The organism is Jannaschia seosinensis (assembly GCF_001408515.1).
In the GTDB taxonomy this organism is placed as follows: Bacteria; Pseudomonadota; Alphaproteobacteria; order Rhodobacterales; family Rhodobacteraceae; genus Jannaschia; species Jannaschia seosinensis.
Genome location: NZ_CYPR01000002.1, coordinates 1 through 12,215, shown reverse-complemented (window position 1 = coordinate 12,215; position 12,215 = coordinate 1). Strand labels below are relative to the sequence as shown.

The window sequence follows — 12,215 nt, the reverse complement described above, 5'->3', positions numbered from 1 at the left end:
ACCGGGCGACTTTACTGCAAGCGCCCGATTTCCGCCGCAATTCCGCCCTATCCGGGACGTCAGGACGCACGCGCGAACAACGCGCGGCACTGACGGCACGAGGCAGTGAATGGGCAACAAGATCGACGGCACGCGCGCACGCGGCACGCGGCGCATATTTCTATCCACCACTCTTTTGAGCCTGACCGTGGCCATGACGGCGTTTGCAATGAGCGGTTCGGGACGGTCCGCGACCCGCTACGTCCCACTCGATCCCGGTACGGTCGAAGCGGTCGAGTTCGTCGCCATGACAAGCGCAAATCTCGGCATCTCCCTGCGAAAGTCCTGCAATGCGACTGGCTGCGACGCCGGCACACTCCATCCGATGATCACGGCCTCCGCAGCCGCGATGAGCGCCGAGGAATTGCGCGCGGGCATCGAAGGTCAGCTTCTGATCCTTGAAGAAAGCGCGGCCATGCAGGACGCCGCCGCGCCGGCCAGCGATGCTTATCGTACCGCGGTCGCGCATGCCGAAGCCGCCGCCCGCATCGCCGATCTCTACCGCGCCGAGCTTCGGTTGCGCTGATCGCCCAGCACTGCAGGCCCTTCCCTGACGCGGCGGACAACCTATCCTGCCTTACATGAATGCTGAGGACCTGCCGCCCGCGCTTGCGGACTTCTTCGCTGCGCGCGATTGGACACTGCACCCCCATCAGCAGGAGCTGCTCGCCCGCCGGGATGAGCCTTCCTTGCTGCTGATCGCGCCAACGGGCGGGGGCAAGACTCTGGCCGGGTTCCTGCCGACGCTCGTGGAATGCGCAGACGGGCACGAAGGCCTGCACACGCTCTATATTTCGCCGCTCAAGGCGCTGGCCAACGACATACGGCGCAATCTGGCGGTCCCGATCGAGGAGGCGGGCCTGCCGATCCGCGTCGAGGATCGCACCGGCGACACCAGCCAGACACAGCGCAAGCGGCAGCGGGCGGACCCGCCGCAGATCCTGCTGACCACGCCGGAGAGCCTCGCGCTGATGATCTCCTATCCCGACGCGGCGCGCACGTTTGCCGGGCTGCGTCGGGTGGTCGTCGACGAGATCCATGCGCTGGCCGAAAACAAGCGTGGCGATCAACTCATGCTCGCGCTCAGCCGGCTTCAGACGCTCGCCCCCGGGATGCGCCGCGTCGGGCTGTCCGCCACGGTGGACGAACCGGCAGTCATCGCGCATTACCTCGCGCGCCATCCCGACCCCTGCCCCATCGTGCTGGCCGATCCCGGGCCGCCGCCGGATATCGCCATCCTCGAGACACAGGACGCGCCGCCATGGGCCGGCGCGGGCGGGCGCTATGCCATCCCGGCGGTGCTGGAACAGGTGCGGCGTCACAACACGACGCTGATCTTCCACAATACCCGCGCGCAGGCCGAGATTTTCTTCCACAATCTCTGGCTCGCCAACACGGACGACCTGCCGATCGGAATTCATCACGGCGCCTTGTCCAAGGAGGCGCGTCAGCGGGTCGAGCGTGCGATGGTTGAGGGGCAGCTCAAGGCGATCGTCGCAACCGGCTCGCTCGACCTCGGGATCGACTGGGGCAATGTCGATCTCGTGATCCAGGTCGGGGCGCCGAAGAAGGTCAAGCAGCTCGTGCAGCGGATCGGCCGCGCCAACCATCGCTACAACGCCCCGTCCAAGGCGCGGCTCGTGCCGGCGAACCGGTTCGAGGTGCTCGAATGCCACGCCGCGCTGGCCGCCGTTCGCGACGGCGAACTCGACGGCGATCTGCGGCGCGACGGGCCGCGCGATGTGCTGTGCCAGCATATCGCCTGCATCGCCTGCGCAGGCGATTTCAACGCCGATGCGCTTTATCGCGAAGTGACGAGCGTCGGGCCGTATTCGCAGCTTCCGCGCAGCGATTTCGACGAATGCCTGAACTTCGTCGCCACCGGCGGCTATGCGCTGCGCGCCTACGACCGCTACCAGCGCCTCAAGGAGCGGGAGCCGGGGATCTGGGGCCTGCGCGATCCGCGATCGGCCCGCCAGATCCGCATGAACCTCGGCACGATCATCGACACCGACACGCTCAAGGTCCGCCTCAAGGGCCGCGGCGGCATACCCTTGGGCGAGATCGAGGAAGGCTTTGCCGCGACCCTGACGAAAGGCGACACGTTTTTGATGGGCGGTCAGGTCGTGCGCTACGAGAACATGCGCGAGATGACGGTCGAGGTGTCCCCCAACCCCAGCAAGGAGCCCCGGATCGCGACCTATATCGGCTACAAGTGGACGACGTCGGTGCAACTTGCGGCGCGCATTCAGTCGATGCTGCACACCCGCGACTTCGGCGGCCTGCCCAGCCATACCCGCTACTGGCTGGAGCTGCAGGACGAGGTCAGCCGGATGCCTGAGCCCGGCCGCCTGCTGATCGAGACGTTCCCGCGCGACGGGCGCCACCACGTCTGTCTCTACGGGTTCGCCGGACGCAACGCGCACCAGACGCTCGCGCTGCTGATCACCAAAGGGATGGAGGAGGCGGATCTCGACCCACTCGGCTTCGTCGCCACCGATTATGCCACGCTGATCTGGGGCCTGAAGCCGGTGCGCGACGTCGCCCCCTTCCTGCAGCATGAGGGGATCCATGCAGCGCTCGAAAGTTGGCTTCAGGGCAACGCCGTCATGAAGCGCACCTTTCGCGCATCGGCCATCATCGCCGGTCTCATCGATCGCAACTATCCCGGCAAGCGCACGAGCGGTCGGCAAGCCACGTTCAGCAGCGACATCCTTTACGACACGCTGCACCGCTACGATCCCGATCACCTGATGTTGCGGATCACGGAGGAGGAGGCGATGCGCGGCCATATCGATTTCGGCCGCGTCGAATTGCTGCTGCAGGAGGTCGGCGACCGGATCGACCAGATCGACCTCGACCGGGTGTCGCCCCTCGCCGCGCCGCTCTTCCTCGAGCAGGGCCGCGTGCCGATCAAGGGCCGTGCCGAAGGTCGGCTGATCCAGGAAGAGGCGACGCGGCTGATGGCTGAAGCGGGCCTGAGCCTCGAGTGACGGCACGCCACGCTTGCGCCGCCCGCGCGGTCGTGATCCACCGAACACATGCGGAACAGCCTCGCCTTCACCTTTGCCGGAGAGCATCTGGTCGCGCGCCCGTCCGGCGCGCTGCACTGGCCGGCGGCCGGGCTGTTGGTGGTCAGCGACCTGCATCTGGGGAAGTCCGAACGGATCGCGCGGCGCGGCGGTGCGCTTCTGCCACCCTACGAGGTTGCGGACACGCTCGCGCGGCTGGAGGACGACATCGCCGCGACCGATCCGGGGGCGGTAATCTGTCTAGGCGACACGTTCGACGACATGGAGGCCGCCGCCGCCCTGCCGCCAGCGACACGCGACCAGCTTGGCCGCCTGACTACGGGCCGCGACTGGACCTGGATCACGGGCAATCACGATCCCGCGCCGACGGGCCTCGGCGGCCATGCGGCCGATGGCTTGACCTGCGGCCCGATCGCGTTTCGCCACATCGCCGGAGACGGGGCGGATTACGAGGTCTCGGGCCATTACCATCCGAAGGCGCGACTCAACATCCGGGGCCGCGCCATCTCGCGCCCCTGTTTCCTGCGGGATGCGCGGCGGCTGATCATGCCGGCCTACGGCACCTATACGGGCGGGTTGCGGACGCGTGACCGCGCGCTCGCCGACCTGATGGGCACCGGCGCGCGCGCAATTCTTGCCGGCCTTCCCATGGTCGAAATCCCGATGCCGCGGTGAGACGGTCCGCGTTCCTGCTCCTCGCCCTGCTCGCCGGATGCGGTGGCGCGGAAGATCCCACCTACACGTTTCGCGACAACCCATCGGCCATCCTCGCCTCGAAGGCGGATTTCGACCCGATGCGCATGGCCGGACTCTGGCACGAGGTCGCGCGGTTTCCCGATGGCGCCTGCGCCGGTGGGCGGGTGCTCTATGCGCCAAGCCCCGGCGACACCCTAGTCGTTCAGGAGACCTGCGGCGGCACCACCCGCACCGGATCGGTCAGCCCGAGCGGTCCGGGACGACAAAGCGTCACGCTCGGCCAGGAAACGCACGAAAGTTGGGTTCTTTGGGCCGATACCGGCTATCGCACCGTGGTTCAGGTGGCCCCGGACGGTACGGCCGGACGGGTCCTCGACCGGGAGCTCATCCTTCCGGCGGACCGGCGGAAAGCGGTGTTGGAAGTGCTCGACTTCAATGGTTTCAATGCCTCCGATCTGGTCTTTTCGCCCGCCGGTTGAGTGCCGCATGGCAGTGCGAATGGCAAAGTTGAGGCAAAAACGAATCGGTTGTTGACCCCCGATTCTCCGGCAGGTTAGAACTCCGTCATTCGGTTGAGCAGTGACCGGAATAACAATAAAAACAATACGGTACCGAAAGGGGCGGGCATGGTGGGGGCATGTGCGGGGGCGCAGGTCATCTCTTCTGTTCAGGCACGGGTAGATGGTGAATTCCCATCTACCCGTCACCCTTTTCCTGTCGGCTCAACCTTCCGCTGGTCGGGTGCGCCCGTGCGCCTCGACGGTGCGCGCACTGCCCTCCTGCTCGAAATGGCCGAAGGCATGGCCGAATTGCGCGCGCGCACGATGCGCACCGTCGCGAAGCTCGGTCGCGGCCGCGGCGCGGCCATGGCGCCAGTCTCGCAAAGCCGCGACCCGGACATCGCCGAGACGCTCGGTGACCTGATCGTCACCGACGGCGCATCGAATTGGTCCGCCCGGATGGTCGAGATCGAAGGCGGCGAACATCTCCTGGTCTTCTCCGAGGGATTGCCGCCTGCGGGCGTCGGCCTGCGGATCGCGCAATCGCCCGCATCCCGGCCGCGGCGCGCGACGCGCGAAACGATCTGCTTCACCGCGGGCACGGTGATCGACACGCCCGACGGACCGCGTGCCGTCGAGGACATCCGCCGCGGCGACAGGGTCGCGACGCGCGACGCCGGCCCGCAGGACGTGATCTGGACCGGCTCGCGCCGCCTCACCGCCCCGCGCCTGCAGACCGAGCCGAACCTGCGTCCGGTCCGCATCCTCGCCGGTGCCCTCGGCAATGCGAACGAACTGGACGTGTCGCCTGGGCACCTGATCCTGGTGAGCCATCCGGCCGCGAAGGCCCTGTGGGGCGCGCCTGAGGTTCTGGTGCGCGCGCGCGATCTCGTGGACGATTATGGCATCGTGCCCGCACCGGCGGCGGGAGACGTGACCTATGTGCACCTGCTGACCCGCCATCATCAGGTTCTGCGTGCGAACGGTGTCTGGGCCGACAGCTTTCACCCGGGCGACGTGGACATCGCCACGCTTTCGCCGCGGGATCGGGTCTGCCTTCTGGACGCGGTTCCGGATATCGACGTCGATCCCGCGGCCTATGGTGCGCCGGCGCGCCGGGTCCTGTCGGCGGCCGAACTCGCCATCCTGCGCCACGAGGGTGCGCCGCGCCACCTGGCCCCCCTGCGGGCCGGTTGACACCACCCGGGGCCGCCTCTAGAGGGCGGCTTCCATTGGTGTTGGTGGTCCCCGCGAGGGGATGCCTGTCGCCCTTCGGGGAGAGGACAACGCCCTTCGAAATTGAAGGAGATCAGACGGTGACCAAACGCACCTCTGCCAAGTACAAGATCGACCGCCGCATGGGCGAGAACATCTGGGGCCGCGCCAAGAGCCCCGTGAACCGCCGCGAATACGGCCCCGGCCAGCACGGACAGCGCCGCAAGGGCAAGATGTCCGATTTCGGCCTCCAGCTGCGCGCCAAGCAGAAGCTGAAGGGCTATTACGGCGATCTGACCGAAAAGCAGTTCCGCCGCATTTTCGCCGAGGCCGAGCGCTTGCGCGGCGATACCGGTGAGCAGCTGATCGGCCTGCTGGAGCGCCGCCTCGACGCCGTCGTCTACCGCGCCAAGTTCGTCGCCACGATCTTCGCCGCGCGTCAGTTCGTGAACCACGGCCATGTCGAGGTGAACGGCAAGCGCGTGAACATCGCGTCCTACCGCGTGAAGGACGGCGACGTGATCGCGGTGCGCGAGAAGTCCCGGCAGCTCGCCTCCGTGCTCGAAGCCACTCAGCTGGCCGAGCGTGACGTGCCTGATTACATCGAGGCGGATCACTCCAAGATGACCGCGACCTTTGTGCGCACGCCCGGCCTGTCCGACGTACCCTACGCGGTGATGATGGAACCGAACCTCGTCATCGAATACTACGCGCAGAACTGATCTGCACGCCGGCGCATTGCGGGGCCGTCCTTCGGGGCGGCCCCGTTTCGTTTAGCCGCGCGCGTCGCTGCGTGTCGCCTCCAGCTCCGGCCCGCCGTGAAGCCGGTGACCCTCCGTCCAGCGCGCCATTACCTCAAGAAAATCGCCGCCATCGTCGTAGTCGCTCCAGTGCGGCAGATCGCGCATGAGCGCCTCGGTACGCACCCGCAGCGCCCCCCCGGCGGCGCAGGCCTTCCGCGCATGGTTCAGAAGCGCCAGCGGCACCTGCCGGTCGGTCCGATGATGCCCGTACCACAGCGCGAAGGGCGACATGTGCAGCCCCGCCACCACATCCGCCAACCGGCCCTGCAGCGCGTCGGGCTCAGCCGTTCCCGTCGATGACAGCGCCGCGAAGGCCTGCGCCGATTGCAGCGTCGTGCGCGTATTGAAAAGGAAGCTGACCGACAGCGTCAGCGCCAGCATCCCGTTCAGACCGATCACGGCATTCACGAGGTTCCAGCCGACCCCCGTCGGCTGCGTCGTGGCACCGCCGAGCGTGCTCAGCAGGTGCCCCACATGGCCGGGCACGTGCAGCGGCTCGATCTCCTGCCCGGTGCGCGTCAGGTCCACAGAGTCCGCCGAGGCGAGGATGAGCGTCCACCCAGTCCAGAAGCCCATAATCCACGCCGTCGCCAACGCGGTCATCACCACCACGCCGGAAATCTCGGTCAGCACCGATCCGCCGCCGAGGCGCGACAGCGCGCGAAGCCCGCGAAACACCACGCGCCCCCAGTTGTCGGACACCGATAGCCGATAGCTGCCCCCGATCGTGGAGGTCAGCAGATCCCAGGCCGTGAGCAGAAGGATCACAAGCCCGACGACAAGATACAGCGTTTCCATCGACGCAACATGCACATCCCCGCCTTTACGGGCAAGCGCAGCCGAGTCCCCGCGCTTGATCCGTTTGACCCCCGCGCGACCGCATGACAAACCTCAGGCGCCTCAGATTGCCCACCTTCGGAGTCCGCAAATGATCGACCGCCCCCGCCCCGACGGACCCGTTCACGCAAAGATCGACGGCGCCGTCGTGATGATCGGCTTCGGCTCCATCGGACGCGGCACGCTGCCGCTGATTGAGCGTCATTTCGACTACGACCGGGAGAAGTTCCTGGTCATCGACCCCGCCGACAAAGGCTGCGAGGAATTGCGCGCGCGGGGCATTCCCCACCTTCAGGTCGCCCTGACGCCCGAGAATTACCGCGAGGTTCTGGGCAAGGTGCTGACCCCCGGGGCGGGCTTTTGCGTGAACCTGTCGATCGACACCTCGTCGCTCGACCTGATGCGCTACTGCCGCGAGATCGGCGTGCCGTATATCGATACCGTCGTGGAGCCTTGGGCCGGCTTCTACTTCGACACCGACGACAACGCCGCGCGCACCAACTACGCTCTGCGACAGGCGGTTCGCGACGAAAAGGCCGCCAATCCCGGCGGGACGACGGCCGTGTCCTGCTGCGGCGCCAATCCCGGCATGGTGTCGTGGTTCGTCAAGGCCGCGCTGCTCCGGCTGGCCGAGGATACGGGCGCGGATGCCGCCACCCCGACGACACGTGACGGCTGGGCCGCCCTGATGCAATCGCTCGGCGTCAAGGGCATCCACATCGCCGAGCGCGACACGCAGGCCCGCCGCACGCCCCGCCCCCGCAACGTGTTCGTCAACACATGGTCGGTCGAGGGCTTCATCGCCGAAGGGTTCCAGCCCGCTGAACTCGGCTGGGGCACGCACGAGACGTGGTTCCCCGAGAATGGCCACCGCCACGAGACCGGGTGCCAGTCCGGGATCTGGCTCGAACGGCCGGGCGCGATCACCCGCGTCCATTCCTGGTGCCCGACGCCGGGACCGCAATTCGGCTTCCTCGTTACCCACAACGAGGCGATTTCCATCGCCGACTACTACACGGCCGGGACGGGCGCCGCGCCGGAATACCGGCCCACCTGCCATTACGCCTACCATCCCTGTGACGACGCGGTGCTGAGCCTGCACGAGATGTTCGGCTCCGGCCGCCAGCAGGAGGTGCATCACATCCTGGGCGAGGACGAGATCGTCGAGGGCATCGACGAGCTGGGCGTCCTGCTGTTCGGCCACGAGAAGAACGCGCTCTGGTACGGGTCGCGCCTGTCCAACGAGGAGGCGCTGCAACTTGCCCCAGACCAGAACGCGACCGGCCTGCAGGTGACATCCGCCGTTTTGGCCGGCATGGTCTGGGCGCTGGAAAATCCCGGCGCGGGGATCGTCGAGACCGACGAACTGGACCATGCGCGGTGCCTCGAGATCCAGGCACCGTATCTCGGGCCGGTCGAGGCGCATTACACCGACTGGACCCCGCTTCAGGATCGGTGGCAGCACTTCCCCGAGGATATCGACGAAAGCGACCCCTGGCAGTTCCGGAACGTTCTGGCCACCTGATCCACCTCGGCCTCGATGCGCGCCGCGCTGCCCTTCGATCTGCCGGACCGGCCCGCGCTGCGCGATGCGGCACGGCGCGCGACGCAGGCGGCGCTTGGGGCGGTGCTGGCTTGGGCGGTCCTGATCCCGCTGCCGACGGACGAATATTTCGTCGGCATCCTCGCCGCCGTGCTCATCCTCAACCCATCCGCCGACGGCACCCTGCATGCGGCGCGGACGCGGCTCATGGCGACGGTGGTGGGCTGTGTGGTGGGCGTGGTCTGCCTTGCATTTCTTCCGCCGGGATGGGGCGGCTTCGTCGGCCTCGCCCTGTCGATCGCGGTGTTGTCGGCGGCCGCGCATTTCCGCCCCGACTGGACCTACGGCATCGTCGCCGCGGTCTCCCTCGCCACGAGTTCGGGCGAAGCCGTCTGGCTCGCGGCCCTCGACCGGACGATCTCCATCGGTATCGGTGCGGTCATCGGCATCCTCATCGCGCTGGTGCTCTGGCCCGACCGGGCGCGGCCGCGCTTCGACAAGCATATCGAGCGCGTCCGCCAATCGCTGGCGGATCTCGCCGCCGAGGTGGCGCGAAAGGCGGACCAAGATGACCCGGACGGCAAACTGCCAAGCATCGATCGCCTGCGCCATCACCTTCGTCTTGCGCGGGAGGCGGCGGACGTCATGGCCTTCGACGACAGCGACGCGCCCAATGCCCGCCTGAGGGCGGCGGAGGAGATGATGCGCGCGATCCAGTTTCTCCACCGCGCCACCGCCGCGCCGGTCGATCTGGGGGAGGATACCGGGCTGGACGACGCGCTCTGCCGCTTCCGCGATGCGCTGTCCGACGCGCTCCGCACCCTCCCCGAAACCGGCGGCCCCCTTTCCGACGGCGGCCCCGTCACCGATGCGCAGCGGGCCGTGACGGAGCGAATCGAGAATGGCGGCGTCGCCGTTGCCCGGACCGCCACCGTTCTCGCCTTCGCGATGGACGAGGTGGACCGCGCATTGGCCGCCTGCCGGACGGCCTGGCGCTGACGCGGGCACTGGACCGCCCACCCGGACGGGCATACTCCTTCTTCATGCGTGCCTTGCCCCTGTCGGATGCCCGAACCCTGCCCCGCTGGCAGCGCCCCGAAGCGCTGCTGATGCTGATGGCGTTCCTGATGCCGGTGGCGTTCGCGACGTGGTCGGCACTTCTCAACAACTTCGTGGTCGAGGTGGCCGGGTTCGACGGATCCGATATCGGCTGGCTCCACACGGTGCGCGAGGTGCCGGGCTTCCTCGCCGTGGGCGTCATCGCGATCATCATCTTCGTGCGCGAACAGGTCCTCGCGCTCGTTTCGCTGATGCTGCTCGGGGTGGCGACGGCGCTGACGGCCGCTTTCCCGTCGCTGGGCGGGCTGCTGACGATCACGCTGCTGAGTTCGATCGGCTTCCATTACTACGAGACGGTCAACCAGTCGCTGCAGCTGCAATGGCTTCCCAAGGACCGCGCGCCGCGAATGCTTGGAACGCTTCTGGCCATAGGTTCGGGCGCGACCTTTCTGGCCTTCGCGCTGATCGTTCTGACGTGGCGGGCCTTCGATCTTTCCTTCGATCTCGTCTATTGGATCTCGGGCGGGTTCACGGCATTCGGCGCGCTGGCCGCGTTTTTCCTTTTCCCCCAATTCGAGAGCCCGCACCCGCAGGTCAAGCGGATGGTGCTGCGGCGGCGTTACTGGCTCTATTACGCGCTGCAATTCATGTCAGGCGCGCGACGGCAGATCTTCGTCGTCTTCGCGGGCTTCATGCTGGTGGAGCGTTATGGCCTCGACGTGCACCAGATCACGGCCCTCTTCATGGGCACGCTGGCGCTGAACATGGCAACGGCCTCGCTTGTCGGCCGGGCCGTCGGGCATTTCGGGGAACGAATGGCCCTGATACTCGAATACGGGGGGCTCGCGACGATCTTCACGCTCTATGCCGCGCTCTACGCCTTCGACGGGGGCGTGTGGATGGCGGGCGGGCTCTACGTGGTCAACCACCTGTTCTTCTCGCTGGCGCTGGCAATCAAGACCTACTTCCAGAAGATCGCCGATTCCGGCGACATCGCCCCCACGGCGGCCGTCGCCTTCACGATCAACCACATCGCCGCCGTCTTTCTTCCGGCACTCCTCGGCTATGTCTGGCTGCAATCGCCGATGGCCGTCTTTGCCGCGGCGGCGGGCATGGCGCTCACCTCGCTGGCATTGTCGACGCTCGTCCCGCGCCATCCGGGCCCCGGTCACGAAACGGTGCTCGCCGCGCCCCTCGTCGTGGCCGAATAGCGTCCCTACATCACGCGGAAAGGAGGATCCGACCATGATGTTGTTCCAACGCAAGAAAGCCGAGATGGTGCGCCCCGAGGACGCCCTGCCTGGCCGCGACCACCCGATTTCGACAGCGAAGATGCACCACGTGTTCAACCGTCCGCTTTCGAACGACGTGCCCGACGGAATGGAAGAGGCCATGTTCGGCATGGGCTGCTTCTGGGGCGTGGAACGGATGTTCTGGAAGTTGCCGGGCGTGCACATGACCCTCGTGGGCTATGCGGGAGGTGCGACGCCGAACCCGACCTATGACGAGGTCTGCTCCGGCCGCACCGGCCATAACGAGGTGGTCCGCGTGATCTACGACCCCGAGAAGATCACCTACGAGGACCTTCTGCGCACCTTCTGGGAAGGACACGATCCCACTCAGGGCATGCGTCAGGGCAACGATATCGGCACGCAGTACCGCTCCGGCATCTACACCTATTCCGAAGCGCAGAAGCGTGCGGCCGAAATCACGCGCGACGCCTTTCAAGAGCGCCTGAAGGAGGCCGGCTACGGCACGATCACGACCGAGATCGTGGACGCCCCCGCCTTTTACCACGCCGAGGATTATCATCAGCAATACCTCTCGAAGAACCCCGGCGGGTATTGCGGCATCGGCGGAACCGGCGTGACCTGCCCGATTGGGCTCGAGGCGTGATACGAAGGATCACACTACACGACTCCGCAGGGCTTTCGTGCTTCTGGGTTGATCCTCTGCCACGACTCGATGGCGTCGAGGGGATCGGATCTGAGGCGGCTTCGGATGTGGTCGAAGCCGGTTCGAAACCAGGATCTGGCGTAGTGGCCGTGGCTTTTGCGCGGCGGCGCGCGCTTGCCGAGAAGGTCTGCGGCGGCGCGACCGGCCCAGGCAAGGGCAAGCGCGACAAGGGACATGAGCAGAGCGAGTTTGCGTGGATCGGTGAGACGTGTGTCCTCGAGGTTGAGGCCACGAGTCTTGGCATCGCCGAACAGACATTCGATCGCCCAACGTTTGCGGTAGGTTTCGAGCGCGGTGCGCGGCGCGACGTTGGTAACCACGATCAACCACTCTCCCTTGAGCGGCTTGGCCGCGACGTTCAGGAGCGGCGTATTGCTGGCGGCTGCGTCCTCGCGTGTGCCGAGGCGGGCGCGAAAAGCCCGGCCACGGCGGGCCAGGCGCAGCCTTGCGCGCAAGGTAAGGTCGTGACCGTCCTCGGTCGTAATGCGAAGATTTCCCCTTACGCGGATAGCAAAGGGGATATTGTTTTTACTAA

General features: G+C 66.8%; 12 protein-coding genes. 10 read left to right on the top strand and 2 right to left on the bottom strand.

The genetic code is table 11. The annotated features are described in order from the left end of the window. Positions 1-109: 109 nt before the first annotated feature. The 6 genes from JSE7799_RS00255 (at position 110) to rpsD (ending at position 6,204) form a co-directional block, all read left to right on the top strand. Positions 110-565 (top strand): hypothetical protein, encoded by a 456-nt coding sequence (locus tag JSE7799_RS00255; RefSeq protein WP_055661810.1) that lies wholly within the window; start codon positions 110-112, stop codon positions 563-565. 55 nt (positions 566-620) lie between these two features. Next, positions 621-3,032 carry a ligase-associated DNA damage response DEXH box helicase gene (locus tag JSE7799_RS00250; protein ID WP_055661809.1) on the top strand — a complete coding sequence of 804 codons (2,412 nt, stop codon included), beginning with the start codon at positions 621-623 and terminating at the stop codon, positions 3,030-3,032. A 48-nt stretch (positions 3,033-3,080) separates the two neighbouring features. Further along, positions 3,081-3,746, top strand: coding sequence for a ligase-associated DNA damage response endonuclease PdeM (pdeM, locus tag JSE7799_RS00245; RefSeq protein ID WP_055661808.1), 666 nt, complete (start codon positions 3,081-3,083; stop codon positions 3,744-3,746). Beyond that, positions 3,743-4,246 (top strand): lipocalin/fatty acid-binding family protein, encoded by a 504-nt coding sequence (locus JSE7799_RS00240; RefSeq protein ID WP_055661807.1) that lies wholly within the window; start codon positions 3,743-3,745, stop codon positions 4,244-4,246. The genes pdeM and JSE7799_RS00240 overlap by 4 nt, the downstream gene beginning before the upstream one ends. Before the next feature lie 270 nt (positions 4,247-4,516). Beyond that, entirely contained in the window at positions 4,517-5,464 is a 948-nt protein-coding gene (locus tag JSE7799_RS00235; RefSeq protein ID WP_055661806.1) for a Hint domain-containing protein, read from the top strand. Positions 5,465-5,583: 119 nt separating this feature from the next. Further along, the gene (gene rpsD, locus JSE7799_RS00230; protein WP_055661805.1) at positions 5,584-6,204 is read left to right on the top strand and encodes a 30S ribosomal protein S4; all 621 of its coding nucleotides are present in this window, start codon (positions 5,584-5,586) and stop codon (positions 6,202-6,204) included. A gap of 51 nt (positions 6,205-6,255) precedes the next feature. Here rpsD and JSE7799_RS00225 read toward each other — a convergent pair whose 3' ends face one another. Then, positions 6,256-7,083, bottom strand: coding sequence for a hypothetical protein (locus JSE7799_RS00225; protein ID WP_055661804.1), 828 nt, complete (start codon positions 7,081-7,083; stop codon positions 6,256-6,258). 130 nt (positions 7,084-7,213) lie between these two features. On the opposite strand from JSE7799_RS00225, the gene JSE7799_RS00220 reads away from it, so the two are divergent. The 4 genes from JSE7799_RS00220 to msrA are packed head-to-tail and all read left to right on the top strand — an operon-like array spanning position 7,214 to position 11,620. After that, positions 7,214-8,647: a homospermidine synthase gene (locus JSE7799_RS00220; protein WP_055661803.1), complete on the top strand. Its 1,434-nt coding sequence runs from the start codon at positions 7,214-7,216 to the stop codon at positions 8,645-8,647. Positions 8,648-8,662: 15 nt separating this feature from the next. Further along, positions 8,663-9,664, top strand: coding sequence for an FUSC family protein (locus JSE7799_RS00215; RefSeq protein WP_055661802.1), 1,002 nt, complete (start codon positions 8,663-8,665; stop codon positions 9,662-9,664). A 44-nt stretch (positions 9,665-9,708) separates the two neighbouring features. Next, on the top strand, positions 9,709-10,935 hold the full coding sequence (locus tag JSE7799_RS00210; protein ID WP_055661801.1) for an MFS transporter: 1,227 nt from the start codon (positions 9,709-9,711) through the stop codon (positions 10,933-10,935). A gap of 34 nt (positions 10,936-10,969) precedes the next feature. Next, positions 10,970-11,620, top strand: a complete 651-nt coding sequence (msrA, locus tag JSE7799_RS00205; protein WP_055661800.1) for a peptide-methionine (S)-S-oxide reductase MsrA — start codon at positions 10,970-10,972, stop codon at positions 11,618-11,620. Positions 11,621-11,634: 14 nt separating this feature from the next. On the opposite strand, the gene JSE7799_RS00200 is transcribed toward msrA, so the two are convergent. Beyond that, the coding region (locus JSE7799_RS00200) for a transposase (protein ID WP_144431492.1) at positions 11,635-12,215 on the bottom strand (581 nt) is incomplete at its 5' end.

What these genes read in the sequence shown, in the direction of transcription:
- JSE7799_RS00250 (WP_055661809.1), top strand. Translation starts at nt 621, where the DNA reads ATGAATGCTGAGGACCTGCCGCCCGCGCTTGCGGACTTCTTCGCTGCG.
- JSE7799_RS00220 (WP_055661803.1), top strand. Translation starts at nt 7,214, where the DNA reads ATGATCGACCGCCCCCGCCCCGACGGACCCGTTCACGCAAAGATCGAC.
- msrA (WP_055661800.1), top strand. Translation starts at nt 10,970, where the DNA reads ATGATGTTGTTCCAACGCAAGAAAGCCGAGATGGTGCGCCCCGAGGAC.
- JSE7799_RS00255 (WP_055661810.1), top strand. Translation starts at nt 110, where the DNA reads ATGGGCAACAAGATCGACGGCACGCGCGCACGCGGCACGCGGCGCATA.
- JSE7799_RS00210 (WP_055661801.1), top strand. Translation starts at nt 9,709, where the DNA reads ATGCGTGCCTTGCCCCTGTCGGATGCCCGAACCCTGCCCCGCTGGCAG.
- JSE7799_RS00225 (WP_055661804.1), bottom strand. Translation starts at nt 7,083, where the DNA reads ATGGAAACGCTGTATCTTGTCGTCGGGCTTGTGATCCTTCTGCTCACG.
- pdeM (WP_055661808.1), top strand. Translation starts at nt 3,081, where the DNA reads ATGCGGAACAGCCTCGCCTTCACCTTTGCCGGAGAGCATCTGGTCGCG.
- JSE7799_RS00215 (WP_055661802.1), top strand. Translation starts at nt 8,663, where the DNA reads ATGCGCGCCGCGCTGCCCTTCGATCTGCCGGACCGGCCCGCGCTGCGC.